Here is an 18665-nt window from a genome sequence, read left to right as displayed (position 1 = left end):
GCTCCTCCTCTCTGCCCCCGGTCGTCGCGCGGGGCCGCGCGGGGGGGGCCCCCCCCCCCCCGCCGGGGGGGGGGGGGGCGGGGGCCCCCGGGGGGGGGGGGGGGCCCCCCCCCCCCCCCGCCCCCACGCCTGTACGGGGAGACCGCGGAGGAACCGACCCGGCAGATCGCCGTGACCGCATTCGGGGGGCTCACGGGGTGGCGGCGGACCGCCGTGGCTCCCGAGCCGCGCGGGCCCGGCATACGCACACACGGCAAGGGTTGGGCCCCGCCGCGGAACGGCTCCCGGCGGACGCCCCGACGGGCAGGCCGTCGTCGTCGGCCACGGTCGGTACGTCCGCGGCACCGGGGACACCGACATGCCCAGTGGCACCTGCGGATCACAGGTGCGAGTTCCGCGACACGGACCGGGTCTCCGTCTCAGGCGGGCCGAACGGGGACACCCGGGTATGGCTCGGCTCGATGCGCCCGGACCGCTGAGTCTGGTCGAGCAGCACCCTCGGACGGCGCCCGGTCGCCTCACGACGACCGGGCGCGGCCCCGGGCGCCACCTCCGCCCCAGGACTGGGGCGGAGGGCGCGCCGGGCCCGTACGCGAGAACGCCCCCCGGGGCGGGGCCCACGCCGTCCCCGGGGGCCTTCAGCCCGTGCTCAGGAGCTCCCCGTCAGCCCCGCCACCAGCTCATCGGCCGCCGCGTACGGGTCCAGGGTCCCCGCCACGATGCGCTCGGCCAGGGCGTGCAGCCGGCGGTCGCCGCGCAGGTCGGCGATCCTCTCGCGGAGCGCCGTGACGGCGATCGTCTCGACCTCGTGCGCGGCGCGGGCGGTGCGGCGCTCGGCCAGGACGCCGTGCTCCTCCATCCAGGCCCGGTGCTTCTCCAGGGCCTCGACGACCTCGTCCGTGCCCTGACCCCGGGCGGCGACCGTCTTCACGATCGGGGGGCGCCAGTCGCCGGGGCCCCGGGCCTCCCCCAGGCCCAGCATGTGGTTCAGCTCGCGGGCGGTGGCGTCCGCGCCGTCCCGGTCCGCCTTGTTGACCACGTAGACGTCGCCGATCTCCAGGATCCCGGCCTTGGCCGCCTGGATGCCGTCGCCCATCCCCGGGGCGAGCAGCACGACGGAGGTGTCGGCCTGGGAGGCGATCTCCACCTCGGACTGGCCGACACCGACCGTCTCGACGAGGACCACGTCACAGCCCGCCGCGTCCAGCACCCGGATGGCCTGCGGTGCGGACCAGGCGAGGCCGCCCAGGTGGCCCCGGGTCGCCATCGAACGGATGTAGACGCCCGGGTCGGAGACGTGGTCCGCCATCCGGATCCGGTCGCCCAGCAGCGCCCCGCCGGAGAACGGCGAGGACGGGTCGACGGCAAGGACGCCGACCCGCTTGCCCGCCCGGCGGTAGGCGGAGACCAGGGCCGAGGTGGAGGTGGACTTGCCGACGCCCGGCGAGCCCGTGAGCCCGACGACGTAGGCGTGGCCCGCCAGCGGCGCCAGCGCGGCCATCACCTCCCGCAGCTGCGGGGACGCCCCCTCCACCAGCGAGATCAGCCGGGCCACCGCACGCGGCCTGCCTGCTCGCGCCTGCTCGACCAGCGTGGGGACATCCACGTCCACGTTCACCGCTCCGTATCTCTCGCTCTGCCCCGGCGCCCGTGCGGGCCCGGGATCCGTACGGGTACTACTTCCCCGGGACGCGGATGATCAGCGCGTCGCCCTGACCCCCGCCGCCGCACAGCGCCGCCGCGCCGGTGCCGCCGCCGCGCCGCTTCAGCTCCAGGGCCAGGTGCAGGACGATCCGGGCGCCGGACATCCCGATGGGGTGGCCGAGCGCGATGGCGCCGCCGTTGACGTTGACCTTGTCCGAGGTGACGCCCAGGTCCTTCATGGACTGGACGGCGACGGCCGCGAACGCCTCGTTGATCTCGATCAGGTCGAGGTCCTCGACGCCGAGGCCGTCCTTCTTCAGGGCGTGCCGGATGGCGTTCGAGGGCTGGGACTGGAGGGAGTTGTCGGGGCCCGCGACGTTTCCGTGGGCGCCGATCTCGGCGATCCAGTCGAGGCCCAGCTCCTCCGCCTTCGCCTTGCTCATCACGACGACCGCGGCGGCGCCGTCGGAGATCTGCGACGAGGTGCCGGCGGTGATCGTCCCGTCCTTGGCGAAGGCCGGGCGCAGCTTGCCGAGGGTCTCCACCGTCGTCTCGGCGCGGATGCCCTCGTCCTGGGCGAAGAGGACCGGGTCGCCCTTGCGCTGCGGGATCTCGACCGGGGTGATCTCGGCCTCGAAGAGACCGTTCTTCCGGGCGGCGGCGGCCCGCTGGTGGGACTGCGCGCCGACCTCGTCCTGGGCGGCGCGGTCGAGACCGAGGCGGTTGTTGTGCTTCTCGGTGGACTCTCCCATCGGGATGTTCTCGTACGCGTCGGTGAGACCGTCGTGCGCCATCGAGTCCAGCATCCCGATCGCGCCGTACTTGTGGCCCTCACGGGACTTGGGGAGCAGGTGCGGGGCGTTGGTCATGGACTCCTGACCGCCCGCGACCACCACGTCGAACTCCCCGGCGCGGATGAGCTGGTCGGCCAGCGCGATGGCGTCGAGCCCGGACAGACACACCTTGTTGACGGTGAGCGCGGGGACGTTCATCGGGATGCCGGCCTTGACCGCGGCCTGCCGGGCGGGCATCTGGCCCGCGCCCGCCGTGAGCACCTGACCCATGATCACGTACTGGACCTGGTCGCCGCCGATACCGGCCCGGTCCAGGGCGGCCTTGATGGCGAAGCCGCCGAGGTCGGCGCCGGAGAAGCTCTTGAGGGAGCCGAGGAGGCGGCCCATGGGCGTCCGGGCGCCCGCGACGATCACTGAGGTGGTGGTACCGGTCGTTGCTGGCATGGGCACGGCCCCTTGGGATCGGATGTGAACGAGGGTTTACCTGAATGTACTGAGAGGCGCCGCGCCCGTCATCCGGCAACCGGTGTGACGGCGCGCACGTTGCGTAACCATGGCGGGAGCGTCGGAGCGCGGCCATGCTGAATCCATGCTGACGCGTATCGACCACATCGGGATCGCCTGTTTCGACCTGGACAAGACGGTGGAGTTCTACCGTGCCACGTACGGATTCGAGGTGTTCCACAGCGAGATCAACGAGGAGCAGGGGGTCCGGGAGGCCATGCTCAAGATCAACGAGACCTCGGACGGCGGCGCTTCGTACCTCCAGCTGCTGGAGCCCACCCGGGAGGATTCGGCCGTCGGCAAGTGGCTGGCGAAGAACGGCGAGGGCGTGCACCACATCGCCTTCGGTACGGAGGACGTGGACGGGGACGCCGCGGACATCCGTGAGAAGGGCGTCCGGGTGTTGTACGACGAGCCCAGGACCGGGTCGATGGGGTCCCGGATCACGTTCCTGCACCCCAAGGACTGCCACGGTGTCCTGACCGAACTGGTCACGAGCCGGGCGGAGCACTGACCACCGCATACCCGGCCCGGTAGAGTGGGCGGTTCCGGGCCGGGGCCGGGTCGGGGCCGTACCGCGTCCTCGTCATTTGTCTGTCACCATTCCCCGGGAACAACTCGCCGGCGAGCAGTTTTCGTGTGGCGAGTTCCGACCAGGGTTGGGGTCTCCCCTGCTCGAACACAGTTGAGAGCTCGGGAAGGATGGGACCGCGCAGTGCGGGGCTACGAACGCCAGGAGAGCCACCGAGCTGAAGACGACCATCTCTCGCGGTTCGAAGCCGAGATGGCCCGGCTGAAGACCGACCGTGAGAAGGCCGTCCAGCACGCCGAGGACCTCGGCTACCAGGTCGAGGTCTTGCGTGCCAAGCTGCACGAGGCCCGGCGCAATCTCGCGACCCGTCCCGCCTACGACAGCGCGGACATCGGCTACCAGACCGAGCAGATGCTGCGGAACGCGCAGGCCCAGGCCGAGCAGATGCGCAGCGACGCCGAGCGCGAGCTGCGCGAGGCACGTGCCCAGACGCAGCGGATCCTCCAGGAGCACGCCGAGCACCAGGCGCGCCTGCAGGCCGAGTTGCACGCCGAGGCCGTCCAGCGCAGGCAGCGGCTCGACCAGGAGCTGGCGGAGCGTCGCCAGACCGTCGAGTCGCACGTCAACGAGAACGTCGCCTGGGCCGAACAGCTGCGCGCCCGCACCGAGTCGCAGGCCCGTCGGCTGCTGGAGGAGTCCCGCGCCGAGGCAGAGCAGGCGCTGGCCGCCGCCCGCGACGAGGCCGCCCGGCTGGCGGAGGAGACCCGTCGGCGCACCGGCTCCGAGACCGAGACCGCCAGGGCCGAGGCCGAAGCGATCCTGCTGCGCGCCCGCAAGGACGCCGAGCGGCTCATCGGGGCCGCCTCCGCCCAGGCGCAGGAGGCCACCAGCCACGCGGAGCAGTTGCGCTCCAGCACGACCGCGGAGACCCAGCAGACCCGCCAGCAGACCGCCGAGCTGAACCGGTCCGCCGAGCAGCGCCTCTCGGAGGCCGACACCCGGCTGCGCGAGTCCCGCCTGGAGGCCGAGAAGCTCCTCTCCGAGGCGAGGGACGCCGCCGCCAGGCAGTTGGCCGCCGCCGAGTCGCAGAACGAACAGCGCACCCGTACGGCCAAGTCGGAGATCGCCCGGCTGGTCGGCGAGGCCACCAAGAACACCGAGGCGCTGAAGGAAGAGGCCGAGCAGGCGCTCGTCGACGCCCGCGCCGAAGCGGAGCGGCTGGTCGCCGAGGCGGGCGAGAAGGCCCGTACGGTGGCCGCCGAGGACGCCGCCGCCCAGTTGGCGAAGGCGGCCCGCAGCGCCGAGGAAGTGCTGACCAAGGCATCCGAGGACGCGAAGTCGACGACGAGGGCCGCGAGCGAGGAGGCCGAGCGGATCCGCCGCGAGGCCGAGGCCGAGGCGGACCGGCTGCGCGGCGAGGCGGCCGAGCAGGCCGACGAGCTCAAGGGCGCGGCGAAGGACGACACCAAGGAGTACCGGGCCAAGACGGTCGAGCTCCAGGAGGAGGCCCGCCGGCTGCGCGGCGAGGCCGAGACGCTGCGCTCCGAGGCGGTCGCCGAGGGCGAGCGGATCCGGGGCGAGGCCCGCCGCGAGGCGGTCCAGCAGCTGGAGGAGGGCGCCCGCACCGCCGAGGAGCTGCTGACCGAGGCCCGCTCCGACGCGGACGAGCTGCGCGCCAAGGCGAACGGTGAGAGCGAGCGCATCCGCACCGAGGCCGCCGAGCGGGCCGCGACCCTGCGCAGGCAGGCCGAGGAGACGCTGGAGCGTACCCGGACCGAGGCCGACAAGCTGCGGGCCGACGCCGAGGAACAGGCGGCGGCCGTCACGGAGGCGGCCGAGCGGGCCGCGACCGAGCTGCGCGAGGAGACCGAGCGCGGTGTCGCCGCCCGGCAGGCCGAGGCCGCCGAGGAGCTGGCCCGGCTGCACACCGAGGCCGAGACCCGGCTCGCCGCCGCCGAGGAGGCGCTCGGCGAGGCCCGGACCGAGGCCGAGCGGATCCGCCGCGAGACGAGCGAGGAGGCGGAGCGGCAGCGCGCCGAGGCCGCCGAGCGCGTACGGGCGCTGACCGAGCAGGCCGGGGCGGAGGCCGAGCGGCTGCGCGACGAGGCGGCGGCCGACGCCGCCCAGTCCCGTGCCGAGGGCGAGAACATCGCCGTACGGCTGCGCGGTGAGGCGGCCGCCGAGGCGGAGCGGCTCAAGTCCGAGGCGCAGGAGAGCGCCGACCGGGTGCGCGCGGAGGCCGCGTCCGCCGCCGAGCGGGTCGCGGCCGAGGCCGCCGAGGCGCTGAACGCCGCCCAGGAGGAGGCCACGCGCCGCCGCCGGGAGGCCGAGGAGATCCTCGGCGCGGCCAGGACCGAGGCGGAGCAGGAGCGCGAGCGGGCCCGCGAGCAGAGCGAGGAACTGCTCGCCTCCGCCCGCAAGCGGGTCGAGGAGGCCCAGGCCGAGGCGCATCGGCTGGTCGAGGAGGCGGACACCCGGGCGACCGAGCTGGTCACGGCGGCCGAGCAGACGGCCCAGCAGGTACGGGACTCCGTCGCCGGTCTGCAGGAGCAGGCCGAGGAGGAGATCGCCGGGCTGCGCTCGACGGCGGAGCACGTCGCGGAACGCACCCGGAGCGAGGCGCAGGAGGAGGCGGACCGGGTCCGCTCCGACGCGCACGCGGAGCGGGAGCGGGCCGCCGAGGACGCGGTCCGGCTGCGCCGCGAGGCGAACGAGGAGGCGGCCCGTCTCCGGCGGGAGGCCGAGGAGGAGACCGACGCCGCGAAGGCGCTGGCCGAGCGGACGGTCTCCGACGCGATCGGCGAGTCGGAGCGGCTGCGCGCGGACACCTCCGAGTACAGCCAGCGGATGCGCACCGAGGCGTCCGACGCGCTGGCGTCGGCGGAGCAGGACGCGTCGAAGGCCCGTGCCGAGGCCCGGCAGGACGCCAACCGGATCCGTTCGGAGGCGGCGGCCCAGTCGGACCGGCTGATGGCCGAGGCGGCCAACGAGAGCGAACGCGTCCGCAACGAGGCGGCCCAGGCCTCCGAGCAGCTCGTCGTCGAGGCCACCACGGAGGCCAACCGCCGCCGGGCCGAGTCCACGGAGCAGGCGGACCGGATGCTGGCCGAGGCGACCGGCGAGGCCGAGCGGCTGCGCGCGGAGGCGGCGGAACGGCTCGGCTCCGCGCAGGAGCACGCGGCCCGCACCCGCGAGGAGGCGGCACGGCTGCGCGCGGAGGCGGAGTCGGCGGCTGAGAAGATGCGCTCGGAGGCCCGCCAGGAGGCGGACCGGCTGCTGGACGAGGCCCGCGAGGCGGCGGCCAAGCGCCGGGCGGACGCGGCCGAGCAGGCGGACCAGCTCATCAACAAGGCGCGGGAAGAGGCGCTGCGCACGGCCACCGAGGCCGAGGGGCAGGCCGACACGATGGTCGGCGCGGCCCGCAAGGAAGCCGTGCGCATCACCTCGAAGGCGACCGTCGAGGGGAACACCCTGGTCGAGCGCGCCCGCACCGACGCCGACGAACTGCTGGTCGGCGCACGGCGCGACGCGACGGCGATCCGGGAGCGGGCCGAGGAGCTGCGGGCCCGGCTGGAGAGCGAGATCGAGGAGCTGCACGAGCGGGCCCGTCGGGAGACGTCCGAGCAGATGAAGACCGCCGGCGAGCGTGTCGACAACCTGATGAAGGCGGCGACCGAGCAGCGCGACGAGGCCGAGGCGAAGGCCAAGGAGCTGATGGCGGAGGCCAATTCGGAGGCGAGCAAGGTCCGTATCGCCGCGGTGAAACGGGCCGAGTCGTTGCTGAAGGAGGCCGAGGCGAAGAAGGCGGGGCTGATCCGCGAGGCGGAGAAGCTGCGCGCCGACGCCGAGGCCGAGGCCAAGCAGACGGTCGACGAGGGCAAGCGCGAGCTGGACGTCCTGGTGCGCAGGCGGGAGGACATCAATGCGGAGATCTCCCGTGTCCAGGACGTGCTGGAGGCGTTGGAGTCTTTCGAGGCTCCGACCGGGGGCGGGAAACCGGGTGGCGGTTCCGCGGGAGGCACCAAGGCTCCGGCGGCGGCGGGCACTCGGTCGGGGGGCAAGTCGTCCGAGCGGTGACCGATCCGCGGTGTGCCGTGCTTCGTCATGGACATTCAAACCTTCGAGTGGCAAGCACTCCGGGGGTCAGCCACTCAAAAGGGGTGTCATTCTCCAGATCAAACCGGCATCTTCACGCTGACACGCCGCCATGGCCCCTAGGATTCCCCCTATCACCTCACCGGTCTCATTCGACAGGAACCTCATGAGTGACCCTTCCTCCCCCTTCGGCTTCGAGCTCGTGCGACGAGGCTACGACCGCGGTCAGGTGGACGACCGCATCTCCAAGCTCGTCGCCGACCGTGACAGTGCACTGGCCCGAATCACCTCTCTGGAAAAGCGCATCGAGGAGCTCCACCTCGAGACGCAGAACGCCCAGGCCCAGGTAAACGACGCCGAGCCGTCGTACGCCGGTCTCGGCGCCCGTGTCGAGAAGATTCTCCGCCTCGCCGAGGAGGAGGCCAAGGACCTGCGCGAGGAGGCCCGCCGCGCGGCCGAGCAGCACCGGGAGCTCGCCGAGTCGGCGGCCCAGCAGGTGCGCAACGACGCCGAGTCGTTCGCCGCCGAGCGCAAGGCGAAGGCCGAGGACGAGGGCGTCCGCATCGTCGAGAAGGCCCAGGGCGAGGCGAACACGCTCCGCACCGACGCCCAGAAGGACGCCCAGCAGAAGCGCGAGGAGGCCGACGCCCTCTTCGAGGAGACCCGCGCCAAGGCCGCCCAGGCCGCGGCCGACTTCGAGACGAACCTCGCCAAGCGCCGCGAGCAGTCGGAGCGCGACCTCGCGTCCCGCCAGGCCAAGGCCGAGAAGCGTCTCGCCGAGATCGAGCACCGTGCCGAGCAGCTCCGCCTGGAGGCCGAGAAGCTCCGGACGGACGCCGAGCGCCGGGCCCGCCAGACGGTGGAGACCGCCCAGCGCCAGGCCGAGGACATCGTCGCCGACGCCAACGCCAAGGCCGACCGGATCCGCAGCGAGTCGGAGCGCGAGCTGGCGGCGCTCACCAACCGCCGCGACTCGATCAACGCGCAGCTGACCAACGTCCGCGAGATGCTGGCGACGCTGACCGGCGCCGCCGTCGCCGCCGCCGGCTCCCCGGTGGAGGACGAGCCCGCCACCCGCGGCGTCCCGGCCCAGCAGACCCGCTGACCCCCGGCGCGCGTAGTACCCCCGTGTGCGCCCGGTTCCGCCTTTGTGGTGGCGCCGGGCGCTCGGGCGTTCTAGCGTGAACGCATGATCGAGCTCGAGGGACTCACCAAACGATTCGGCAGCAAGGTCGCCGTCGATCATTTGTCGTGTCAGGTCAGACCGGGCATCGTGACCGGCTTCCTCGGCCCGAACGGGGCGGGCAAGTCCACCACGATGCGGATGATGCTCGATCTCGACAACCCGACCAGCGGTACGGTGCGCATCGACGGCAAGCACTACCGCGAACTCCAGGAACCGCTGAAGTACATCGGGGCGCTCCTCGACGCCAAGGCGATGCACGGCGGCCGCAGCGCGTACAACAACCTGCTCTGCCTGGCGCAGAGCAACCGCATCCCGCGCAGCCGGGTCGACGAGGTCCTCGACATGGTCGGTCTGAGCGCGGTGGCGAAGAAGAAGTCCAAGGGGTTCTCCCTCGGCATGGGCCAGCGGCTCGGCATCGCGTCCGCGCTGCTCGGCGATCCCGAGATCCTGATGTTCGACGAGCCGGTCAACGGACTGGACCCCGAGGGCATCCACTGGATCCGCAATCTGATGAAGGCGCTCGCGTCGGAGGGCCGGACGATCTTCGTCTCGTCCCACCTGATGAGCGAAATGGCTCTGACCGCCGACCATTTGATCGTGATCGGCCAGGGCAAGCTGCTCGCCGACACCTCGATGGCGGACTTCATCCACGAGAACTCCCGCAGTTACGCGCGGCTGCGCTCCCCGCAGCAGGAGCGGCTGCGCGACGTGCTGCACCAGGAGGGCTTCACCGCCGTCGAGACGACGGGCGGCGTCCTGGAGGTCGACGGCGCCACCACCGAGGAGTTGGGTGAGCTCGCCGCCCGGCACCAGCTGGTGCTGCACGAGCTGAGTTCCCAGCGGGCCTCGCTGGAGGAGGCGTTCATGCAGATGACCGCCGGTTCGGTGGAGTACCACGCCCATTCGGAACGGGACCCGGCGGCCGAACCCCCCGCGGTGGGAGCCGGCTGGGGCGAGGGCTGGAACAGGCCCGGGGGCACCGACGACACCGACGGCAAGGGGGCGTGACGACCATGGCATCGGTACCCGCGGTTCTCACCTCGGAATGGACCAAGATCCGGTCGGTCTCCTCGACCACCTGGACGCTGATCTCCGCGTTCGCCGTCACGGTCGTGATGGGAGCGGCGCTGAGCGCCCTGTTGAACGCCACGTTCGACGACCTCTCCGAGGCTGAGCAGGCCACGTTCGACCCGACCTTCGTCAGCTTCTCCGGGACGGTTCTCGGCCAGCTCGCGATGGTGGTGTTCGGTGTGCTCGTGGTCGGCACCGAGTACAGCTCCGGCATGATCCGCACCTCGCTGGCGGCGGTGCCCCAGCGCGCGACCTTCCTCCTCAGCAAGATCACGGTGGCCGGTGTGCTGGCCCTCGCCGTGGGGCTGCTCACCAGCTTCGTCTCGTTCTTCCTGAGCCAGGCCATGCTCGGCGACCGAGGCACCGACATCGGCGCGGAGAACGTGCTGCGCGCGGTCGTCGGCGGCGGGCTCTACATGGGACTGATCGCGATCTTCTCCATGGGAGTGGCGGCGATGCTGCGCAGTTCCATGCTGTCGCTCGGCATCCTGATGCCGTTCTTCTTCCTGGTCTCGCAGATCCTCGCGGCGGTGCCGGGCGCCAAGAGCGTCGCCCGGTACTTCCCCGACCAGGCCGGTTCGAAGATCATGCAGGTCGTCCCGGACGCGTTGAACACCGACCCGGCCCCGTACGGACCGTGGGCGGGCCTCGGGATCATGGTGCTCTGGGTACTGGCGGCGGTGCTCGGCGGCTTCCTCGTCCTGAAGAAGCGGGACGCGTAACGGTCCGCTCGCACGCAGTGCGCAACTTGGCCGGAACCGTCACCGCCTGGTTATCCTCCTAACTCCAACGGGGGTGTGCGGCCGGGTGGCCCGAGCCTCGAACGACAGAGTGAGTCGATGGGGCTGGAGAATGATCGAGGCAGTCGGCCTGACCAAGCGCTACGGCGCGAAGACGGCCGTGGACGACCTTTCCTTCCAGGTGCGGCCCGGCGCCGTCACCGGGTTCCTCGGTCCCAACGGGTCGGGCAAGTCCACGACCATGCGCATGATCCTCGGCCTGGACCGCCCCACCTCAGGTCATGTCACGATCGGCGGCCACCCCTACCGCGACCTGCCGAACGCCCCGCGCCAGGTGGGCGCCCTGCTGGACGCCAAGGGCGTGCACGGCGGACGCACCGCCCGCAACCACCTGCTGTCCCTGGCCCAGCTGGCCGGCATCCCGGCGGCCCGGGTCGACGAGGTGCTCGGCGTCGTCGGCCTCCAGGACGTCGCCAAGCACCGCTCCAGGGGCTTCTCGCTCGGGATGGGCCAGCGGCTCGGGATCGCGGCGGCGCTGCTCGGCGATCCGCAGGTGCTGCTGTTCGACGAGCCGGTCAACGGTCTCGACCCGGAGGGCATCCACTGGGTCCGCAATCTGATGAAGGCGCTCGCCGCCGAAGGACGCACGGTCTTCGTCTCGTCCCACCTGATGAGCGAGATGGCCCTCACCGCCGACCATCTGATCGTGATCGGGCGCGGCCGGCTGCTCTCCGACATGAGCGTCACGGACTTCATCTCCGCCAACTCCGCCGACTTCGCCCGGGTCCGGGTGCCGGACGACGCCCCCGAGGAGCGGCAGAAGCTGACGGCCTCGCTCGTCGAGGCGGGCGGCCGGGTCATGACGGAGCCGGGCGGCGCGCTGCGGGTCACCGGGCTGCCGCTGCCGCGGATCAGCGACCTGGCTCACGGCTGCGACGTACGCCTCTGGGAGCTGTCGCCGCACCAGGCCTCCCTGGAGGAGGCGTACATGCGCCTCACGCAGGGCCTGGTGGACTACCGCTCGACGGACGACGCCAAGGCGGGGCTCGTGGAGCCGCTCCCCCAGGACGCGTACGGGAGCGCCGACAGCTTTGTTTACCCCGAGCCGGTGGAGGTGCCTCAGGAGGGCTGGTATGCCCCGCCGCCGCCCGTTCCGGGCCGGGGCCACGCACCCGCGGCGCCCTCCCCCGAAGCCGAGCCCTCTTCCGCCGCCGCGGCCGGAGAGCAGACGAGCAAGGACCTCCGATGACGACGCCGGCCACCCCGCGGGCCCACGAGCAGGCGTCGGACGCCGGCCCGCCGGCCTCCTACGAGTCGCCGATCCCGATCCGGCCCGCCACCCTCGGCGACGCGGTCGCCTCGGAGTGGACCAAGATCCGTTCCGTACGCGCCACGATCTGGACGCTCGGCGTGATGATCGCGCTGATGCTGACGGTCGGGCCGGGCACCGCGCTGCTGCTGGCGGCGGACAGCAGCGGCGGCGGTATGCCGGACGAGCCGGCCCTGGCCCTCGGCTTCTTCGGGGTGCTGCTGGGCTCGATCTGTGTGATCACGCTCGGTGTGCTGACCATCGGGTCCGAGTACAGCACCGGCATGATCCGCACCACGCTGACGGCCTGTCCGAGCCGGGGCCGGGTGCTCGCGGCGAAGGCGATCGTCTTCGCCGCGCTGTCCTTCGCCGTCACGACGGTCACCACCGCGGTCGTGGCGGGGCTCCAGACGCTGATCCTGGACGGCCCCGCCGCTTCGGGCGGCGACTGGGCGCTCGCCACGGCCGGTGTCGGGCTCTATCTCGCGGCCCTCGGCCTGTTGTCGCTCGGGGTCGGCGCGATCGTGCGGCACTCGGCGGGTGCGATCACCATCATGATCGGCGTGGTGCTGGCGCCCCTGGTCCTCGCGGCGTTCATGTTCGACGACAGCCTGCGGGGCCTTCGGCACTTCCTGATCGACTACTCGATCCCCAACCAGATCGGCGGGATCTACGGCACGACGATGACCAGTACCGGTCCGACCGGCTGGGAGCCGCCGCTGCTGATGCTGGGCCTGGCCGCCGCGGTTCTGGTCGGGGCCGTCGCGATACTGAACCGGCGCGACGTCTGAGGGGGCCGAGACGTCCGACGGGTCGCGCGACGTCCGGGGGCCGCGCGAGACCTGAGGTCGACGGGGCCGGTCGTCCTCAGTAGCGCGGAGCGTTCCGGGACCGCTGCACCCTGGTGGTGCGGCGGTCCTTCGCGTTCCAGCACGCCTTGTGCCAGTGCCTGCGGTCGTCGATGCCGCCGAACTCGGGCCAGCTCACGAGGTGCGGGACCCCGGAGGGAATCTCCTGGTCGCAGCCGGGGCAGCGGTACCGCTTGCCCTGGGCGCTCGCGCCGCTGACCGGGCGCACCGACCACTCCTCGCCCTGCCAGCTCTCGGTGGCACCTCCCCCGCCGTACCTGCCGAGCGCCGAGCCGGGGTGTTCGTCGGGACTGTCGCCGCCACGGGGGCGGTTGCGGCGCGGGGACACAGGACACCTCACGGGGCGGATCGGACACGATTGCGTCCAAGCGTAGAGCCTGGCGTCGGAGGCGGCGGTCGGGCTGTCCGGCGGCCCTCTCCGGCAGCGGGGTGAGTTAGCGGAAAATCGCAACAACATCCTCCGGGACCGTGCCTTTGGCACGTGTCGGACGTTGTTGCCGGTGGGGGAGAAACGCGTCGGCCGCAAGGAGGCAATAGGCGATGCGCATCGGAACGTTCGTTCTGGCAGCCCAGTTCCCGGGACAGGGGCCGGGCGAGGCCCTGCACCGGGCCGTCCGGTCCACCGAGGTCGCGGAGGAGAGCGGTCTCGACTCGGTCTGGCTGGCCGAGCACCACTTCGTGCCGTACGGGGTCTGCCCGTCCGCGACCACGCTGGCGGCGCTGCTGCTGGGCCGCACCCGCAGGATCCGGGTCGGCACGGCGGTCAGCGTGCTGCCCAACCACCACCCGGTCGCGCTCGCCGAGCAGGCCGCGCTGCTGCATCTGACCAGCGGCGGACGCTTCTCGCTCGGGGTGGGGCGGGGTGGTCCATGGGTGGACCTGGAAGTGTTCGGCGGCGGTCTCGACGCGTACGAGAACGGCTTCCCCGAGGCGCTCGGCCTGGTGCTCGACTGGCTGCGGGAGCCGCGCGTCGCGGGGCGCGGCGAGCGGTTCGGCTTCCGCGAGGTGGCGGTGGTGCCCCGCGCGGACGAGCTGCTGGAGGGCCCGGTGGACGCGGGACCGGGTGGAGCGGGGCCCGAGGTCGTCGTGGCGTGCACGTCGCCGAAGAGCGTGCGGCTCGCGGCCCGGCAGGCGCTGCCGATGCTGCTGGGCATGCACTGCGGGGACGAGGAGAAAGCGGAGATGGTCGCCCTGTGGCGTACGGCCGCCCGGGAGGCCGGCCATCGGCCCGAGGTGGTGGAGGAGGCCGCGCATGTGTCCGCCGGGGTGGCCCAGATCGAGGACGGCGCCGGAGAGGCCATGGAGCTGCTGGTGAAGTCGATGCCCGGCTGGCTGCGCCAGGGGCTCGACGCCCATGTCACGGTCGACGACAGGCACCGCGTGATGCGGGACCCGGTCGCGTACACGGAACTGCTGTGCGGGCTGCACCCGGTGGGCCCGCCGCGGCTGGCGGCCGACCGGCTGGCGGCCACCGCCGAACGGACCGGGATCACGCGCTTCGCCCTCCTGGTGGAGGGGTCGGGCGATCTCGCGGCGACCGAGGAGAACGTCCGACGGCTGGGTGCCGACGTGCTGCCGCTGCTCACCTGACCTGCGCATGCCGGTGTTCCCAGGATCCGTCTGCCGGCTGAGAGCTGTGGGACGAGTGACGCGGTGGTGCGGGAGCTGCCGCCCCGGGGCCAGTTGCACCTCCCGCGGCCCGGGACGGCAGCAGAAGCGTTCAGCAGTCCCGAAGTTCGGGCGACTGGTTGAGCAACTGGCCCCTCACCGAAGTGAACTTGGCCAGTCGGTCGTCGACCGAGGCGTCCAGCGGGAACACCGCGACGCGGTGGCAGTTCTGGAATGCGATGCGCACTCCGAAGTGCCGCTGGAGCGCGCCGCGTATCGCATCACTCGCGAGCGCGCGCAGCAGCTGACCACGAGCCTGCTCGTCCGGCGGCGGCGTCTGGTTGTCGGCGAACTGTCCGCCGTCGACCTTCAGCTGAGCCACCAGCGAGCTGATCATCTCCCATGCGAAGGGCAGGGAGGTCCGGACGCAGTCGACGAAGTCGGCTTCGTCGACCTCGCCTCGCTCGGCCTGTTCCAACAGCGCCGGTGAGACGTCGAGCGACATGGGTTCTCCTCTCGCGACCCCGGGCGATGGCCGGGGCCTTACGGGCAGGGAAGGGGGGCGGCGACGACGCAGCGTGCACGGACGGCGACCTCCTGCTTCCACGGTAAGGGCGCGGTCGGGGCCGCACCAGGAGATTGGGAACACAACCGGCCAATAACGAAGGGGAGCAAAGAGGGGCAAGCCCGCATCGCCCCGCCGCGGTGTGCACCGAGTGACAGGGGGCGACGGATGGGGAAATCGCGTCGAGCCCCCGTCGTCGAGTAGCGTTGCCGACCATGCGTCTCGTCATCGCCCGTTGCTCCGTGGACTACGCGGGCCGGCTCACAGCCCACCTGCCCTCCGCCCCCCGACTGATCCTGGTGAAGGCGGACGGAAGCGTCTCCATCCACGCCGACGACCGGGCGTACAAACCGCTCAACTGGATGTCCCCGCCGTGCACCCTGAAGGAGGGCGCCGACGGTGAGGAAGGCGTCTGGACCGTGGTGAACAAGGCGGGCGAAAAACTGATCATCACGATGGAGGAAGTCCTCCATGACTCGTCGTACGAGCTGGGCGTCGACCCGGGGCTCATCAAGGACGGCGTGGAAGCGCACCTCCAGGAGCTGCTCGCGGACCGGATGGAGATCCTCGGCGAGGGTCACACCCTGATCCGCCGCGAATACCCCACCGCCATCGGACCGGTGGACATCCTCTGCCGGGACGCGAACGGGCAGACGGTGGCCGTGGAGTTGAAGCGGCGTGGCGACATCGACGGCGTGGAGCAGCTGACGCGCTATCTGGAGCTGCTGAACCGCGACCCGCACCTCGCGCCGGTCCGGGGGGTCTTCGCCGCGCAGGAGATCAAGCCGCAGGCCCGGGTGCTGGCGACGGACCGCGGCATCGGCTGCCTGGTCCTGGACTACGACGCGATGCGGGGCATCGAGGACGACAAGCTGCGGCTGTTCTGAGCGGCGGCGTCAACGGGGGCCGGGTGACTCACGCGGAAGTGTGAGCCACCCGGCCCCCGTACGTTCGGCCGGCCGGCGTGCTCAGACCGCCGGGTCGAGGGCCGCTTCGGACTCCGGGGCACTCGCCGACTCGGCGGGGCCGGCCGCGGAGGAGGAAGAAGAACCCTCCTCCGGATCCGTCGGGTCGTCGGTGGGTGTCTCGGTCGGCGGGGTCGTCGGCGTCTCGGTGGGCGGAGTCGTCGGCGGGCTGGAGGGCGGGGTCGTCGGCGGCTTGGTGGGCTTGGTCGGCCCGCCGCTCGGCGTCGGCTCGCTCGGGGAGCTGCTCCCGTCGTCGGTCGGGTCGTCCGTCCCCGGCGGCGTACCGTCCGACGCGGAGGCGCTCGGGGACGGGGAGCCGGAGGTGCTCGGACTCGCCGAATCCGAGGCGCTCGGGGTCGCGGGCGCCTCGCCGCCGGTGGTCTCCCCGGCCGGGACGGAGTCGTCCTCCGACTCCTTGGGGGGCAGGCCGTCGTCGGTCGGGTCCTCGGTGGCCGTCTGCTCGGTGGTGACGTTGCGGCTGCCCGGCTCGTCGCCGTCGCCCGCGGTGACGCCGAGCGTGACGACGGTGCCGAGCACCGCGATCAGCGCGGCGCCCGCGCCCGCGGCGGCCAGGTTGCGCCGGGCGCCGCCCAGGACGGCCCGGCCGGTCCCCTTGCGCGCGGCGGGGCCGGGCGGCACCGCGGAGACGACCGTGGGCTGCTCCTCGGCCGGCTGCCGCGGGAACACCGGTGCGCCCGGGAACCCGCCGGGCGGTGTGCCCGGGCCGTCCTGGCGCACCGTGGGCACCTCGTCGCCCGATGCCGTGCGGCCGAGGGGGGCGAAGTCGCCGGAGCGGTCCGCGACGAGGGCGAGCGCGCGGCGTCCTGCCACGGCCCCGGACTTGTCGGCGAGGGCGCCGCGCATCCCGATCGAGGTCTCCAACTCGGTCCTGGCCCGGTCCGGATTGCCGGTGCAGAGCGCGAGGACGCCCAACTCGTGGTGGAAGTAGGCCTCCTCGGCGACCTCGCCGGCGATCCTGGCGGCCTCCTGGCCGATCCTGAGGGCCCGCTCCCAGGCTCCCCAGCCCAGGCCCGCCGCGAAGGCCGGGGAGGCGCTGCGGGCCAGCAGGACGGCCGCGCTGGCCGCCCCCGCCTCGTCGCCCGGGACCAGCCGGCCCAGGGAGGCGACGATCGCGTCCGCCTCGGCGACGGCCCGTTCCGGGGTGACCGAGGGGTGCGAGGCCCACCAGGCGTAGTGCTGGGCGGCGGTACGGGCGTGGGCGGCGGCGTCGTCCTCGTAGCCGGCCGCCGCGAGCTGGGCGAGGACTCCGGCGGCGAGGCGGTAGCGGGGGCCGGCCGGGGAGAGCAGGCCGCAGCCCGCGAGCTCGCCGAGCGCGGCGTCCGCGTGGGTGTCGCCCACGAGGGCCGGCAGATGGGCCTGGTGGGGCACCTCGCCGCCGAGGGCGACGGCGAAGCGCAGGGTGGCCCGGGCCGTCTCGCTGAGCCGGGAGGCGAGCAGCACGGCGGGCGCGGCGCCCTCGCCGAGGCTCGGCAGCGGGACGTCGAGGGCTTCGGCGGCCGGTGCCGCGGGGGCCGGCGGCGCGTCGTCCGCGCGTGGCTCGAAGTAGTCGTACTCGTCGAAGGCTTCGGGGTCCGCGCGCAGCCGGTCGCGCTGCACGAGGAGCGATCCGGCCTGGACGAAGCGGAGCGGCAGGCCCTCGGACTCGAACCAGAGGTCGCCCGCCCAGTTCCGCTCCTCCTCCGTGAGGGGGCGCTCGACGACCTTCTCCAGCAGGGCCAGCGAGGCGCCGCGGCCGAGGCCGGCGAGGAGCACCTCCTCCAGGTGGGCGTCGACGCCGGGAGTGGTGGTCTCGGGGGTGGCGGCGAGCAGGAAGGCGCACTCGGGGGTGGCGGCGAGCAGTTCGTCGAGGGCCGCTCCGCCGATCTCCAGGTCGTCGATGGTGACGACGGCGCCGATGGACCGGACGAGCGCGAGCAGTTCGTCGCGGTCGGGGCGGTGGTTCGGGGCCTTGTGGACGGTGTCGAAGAGGGCGTGCAGCAGATCGGCGCCGGTGCGGCCCCGGCCGTTGAGCCGGACGACTCCGTCGGGGGCCAGGTCCGCGCAGTCGGCGGCGACGGCGTCCAGCAGCGCGGTGCGGCCGGACCCGGCCTGACCGGTGAGGCGGACGCTGCGACCGCGCGCCAGCAGGCGGACCAGGCGTTCGCGCTCCTCCTCGCGTTCCAGGAGCGGCAGCTGCGGGGCGGGCGGTCCCGCGGGCACCGGGGGCGCTCCGGCGCGTTCGTGGTCGGCGCGTTCGGCCCGGGTGCGGCGGACCGGGGCGTCGGGGCCCGAGCCGGGCGGGCAGGACTCGACCTCGCTGCCGTCGACGGGGTTGACCGTGAGCAGCAGGTCGCCGACGGTCAGCTGGACGACGCGGACCTGTTGCGGTGTCCCCGGGCCGAAGTCGGCGCCGCCCGATTCGCGGGACGGCCGGCGGTGGCCGGGATCGCCGCCGGAGCGGTCGTGGCCCTGCCCGTACTCCTCGGGTGCCCGGTGTGTCGGGTCCATCGCAAAAGTCCCCCAGACGCGTCGTGCGCGGTTGCCCCTCCCGGCCTCACACGCGCCCCACTGTCGCTTCCGGTCCGGTGTCCGCCCATGGGTTCGTTGTCATTCGGCGGACGGCCGAACCCTAGGCCTTGGCACAGTATTCACGAACCGCCGGGGTGCCACGCCGTCCAGGACGTCACGTTCCGGTGAGGATTGCGTGACTTCTTCCGCCGGGTACGGTCCGTCCGGCCGTCCGGCTCCCCGAGGACGTGCGCGCGGCCGTCCGGCTCCCGGCG

Annotated in this window: 14 protein-coding genes; 9 read left to right on the top strand and 5 right to left on the bottom strand. The window is 73.0% G+C overall.

What is annotated here, in order from left to right; all coding sequences use genetic code 11:
- Positions 1-649: 649 nt before the first annotated feature.
- Both meaB and ACH4RG_RS09120 read right to left on the bottom strand, forming a co-directional pair.
- Positions 650-1618, bottom strand: coding sequence for a methylmalonyl Co-A mutase-associated GTPase MeaB (gene meaB / locus ACH4RG_RS09125; RefSeq protein ID WP_397921271.1), 969 nt, complete (start codon positions 1616-1618; stop codon positions 650-652).
- Positions 1619-1676: 58 nt separating this feature from the next.
- Positions 1677-2852 carry an acetyl-CoA C-acetyltransferase gene (locus ACH4RG_RS09120; protein ID WP_397928976.1) on the bottom strand — a complete coding sequence of 392 codons (1176 nt, stop codon included), beginning with the start codon at positions 2850-2852 and terminating at the stop codon, positions 1677-1679.
- 175 nt (positions 2853-3027) lie between these two features.
- On the opposite strand from ACH4RG_RS09120, the gene mce reads away from it, so the two are divergent.
- The 7 genes from mce to ACH4RG_RS09085 all read left to right on the top strand — a co-directional run bounded on the left by mce (position 3028) and on the right by ACH4RG_RS09085 (position 12666).
- Positions 3028-3456 carry a methylmalonyl-CoA epimerase gene (gene mce, locus ACH4RG_RS09115; protein WP_103511468.1) on the top strand — a complete coding sequence of 143 codons (429 nt, stop codon included), beginning with the start codon at positions 3028-3030 and terminating at the stop codon, positions 3454-3456.
- A gap of 201 nt (positions 3457-3657) precedes the next feature.
- A complete protein-coding gene (gene scy / locus ACH4RG_RS09110) occupies positions 3658-7551 on the top strand; it encodes a polarized growth protein Scy (RefSeq protein WP_398539303.1) in 3894 nt (1297 codons plus the stop codon).
- A gap of 184 nt (positions 7552-7735) precedes the next feature.
- Positions 7736-8674: a cellulose-binding protein gene (locus ACH4RG_RS09105; RefSeq protein ID WP_397921275.1), complete on the top strand. Its 939-nt coding sequence runs from the start codon at positions 7736-7738 to the stop codon at positions 8672-8674.
- A gap of 84 nt (positions 8675-8758) precedes the next feature.
- Positions 8759-9763 (top strand): ABC transporter ATP-binding protein, encoded by a 1005-nt coding sequence (locus ACH4RG_RS09100; protein ID WP_398539302.1) that lies wholly within the window; start codon positions 8759-8761, stop codon positions 9761-9763.
- 5 nt (positions 9764-9768) lie between these two features.
- Entirely contained in the window at positions 9769-10548 is a 780-nt protein-coding gene (locus ACH4RG_RS09095; protein WP_398539301.1) for an ABC transporter permease subunit, read from the top strand.
- Positions 10549-10678: 130 nt separating this feature from the next.
- Positions 10679-11815 (top strand): ABC transporter ATP-binding protein, encoded by a 1137-nt coding sequence (locus tag ACH4RG_RS09090; RefSeq protein ID WP_398539300.1) that lies wholly within the window; start codon positions 10679-10681, stop codon positions 11813-11815.
- Positions 11812-12666: an ABC transporter permease subunit gene (locus ACH4RG_RS09085; RefSeq protein ID WP_397928933.1), complete on the top strand. Its 855-nt coding sequence runs from the start codon at positions 11812-11814 to the stop codon at positions 12664-12666. Before ACH4RG_RS09090 ends, ACH4RG_RS09085 begins: the two co-directional genes overlap by 4 nt.
- 76 nt (positions 12667-12742) lie before the next feature.
- Here the strand turns inward: ACH4RG_RS09085 and ACH4RG_RS09080 are convergent, their stop codons facing one another.
- The gene (locus tag ACH4RG_RS09080; RefSeq protein WP_397921769.1) at positions 12743-13072 is read right to left on the bottom strand and encodes an ATP/GTP-binding protein; all 330 of its coding nucleotides are present in this window, start codon (positions 13070-13072) and stop codon (positions 12743-12745) included.
- 212 nt (positions 13073-13284) lie between these two features.
- On the opposite strand from ACH4RG_RS09080, the gene ACH4RG_RS09075 reads away from it, so the two are divergent.
- A complete protein-coding gene (locus ACH4RG_RS09075) occupies positions 13285-14334 on the top strand; it encodes an LLM class flavin-dependent oxidoreductase (protein ID WP_397921285.1) in 1050 nt (349 codons plus the stop codon).
- Between the two features lie 130 nt (positions 14335-14464).
- Here the strand turns inward: ACH4RG_RS09075 and ACH4RG_RS09070 are convergent, their stop codons facing one another.
- The gene (locus ACH4RG_RS09070) at positions 14465-14857 is read right to left on the bottom strand and encodes an SCO5389 family protein (RefSeq protein WP_003966234.1); all 393 of its coding nucleotides are present in this window, start codon (positions 14855-14857) and stop codon (positions 14465-14467) included.
- 275 nt (positions 14858-15132) lie between these two features.
- Between ACH4RG_RS09070 and nucS the strand changes: the two genes are divergently transcribed.
- The gene (nucS, locus tag ACH4RG_RS09065) at positions 15133-15804 is read left to right on the top strand and encodes an endonuclease NucS (protein ID WP_097870781.1); all 672 of its coding nucleotides are present in this window, start codon (positions 15133-15135) and stop codon (positions 15802-15804) included.
- 81 nt (positions 15805-15885) lie between these two features.
- On the opposite strand, the gene ACH4RG_RS09060 is transcribed toward nucS, so the two are convergent.
- Positions 15886-18390, bottom strand: coding sequence for an ATP-binding protein (locus ACH4RG_RS09060; protein WP_397921287.1), 2505 nt, complete (start codon positions 18388-18390; stop codon positions 15886-15888).
- Positions 18391-18665: the final 275 nt, after the last annotated feature.

Source organism: Streptomyces sp. NPDC021019, from assembly GCF_044333295.1.
In the GTDB taxonomy this organism is placed as follows: Bacteria; Actinomycetota; Actinomycetes; order Streptomycetales; family Streptomycetaceae; genus Streptomyces.
Note: the sequence above shows the minus strand (reverse complement) of the source record. Positions and strands in the feature narration are given on the sequence as shown.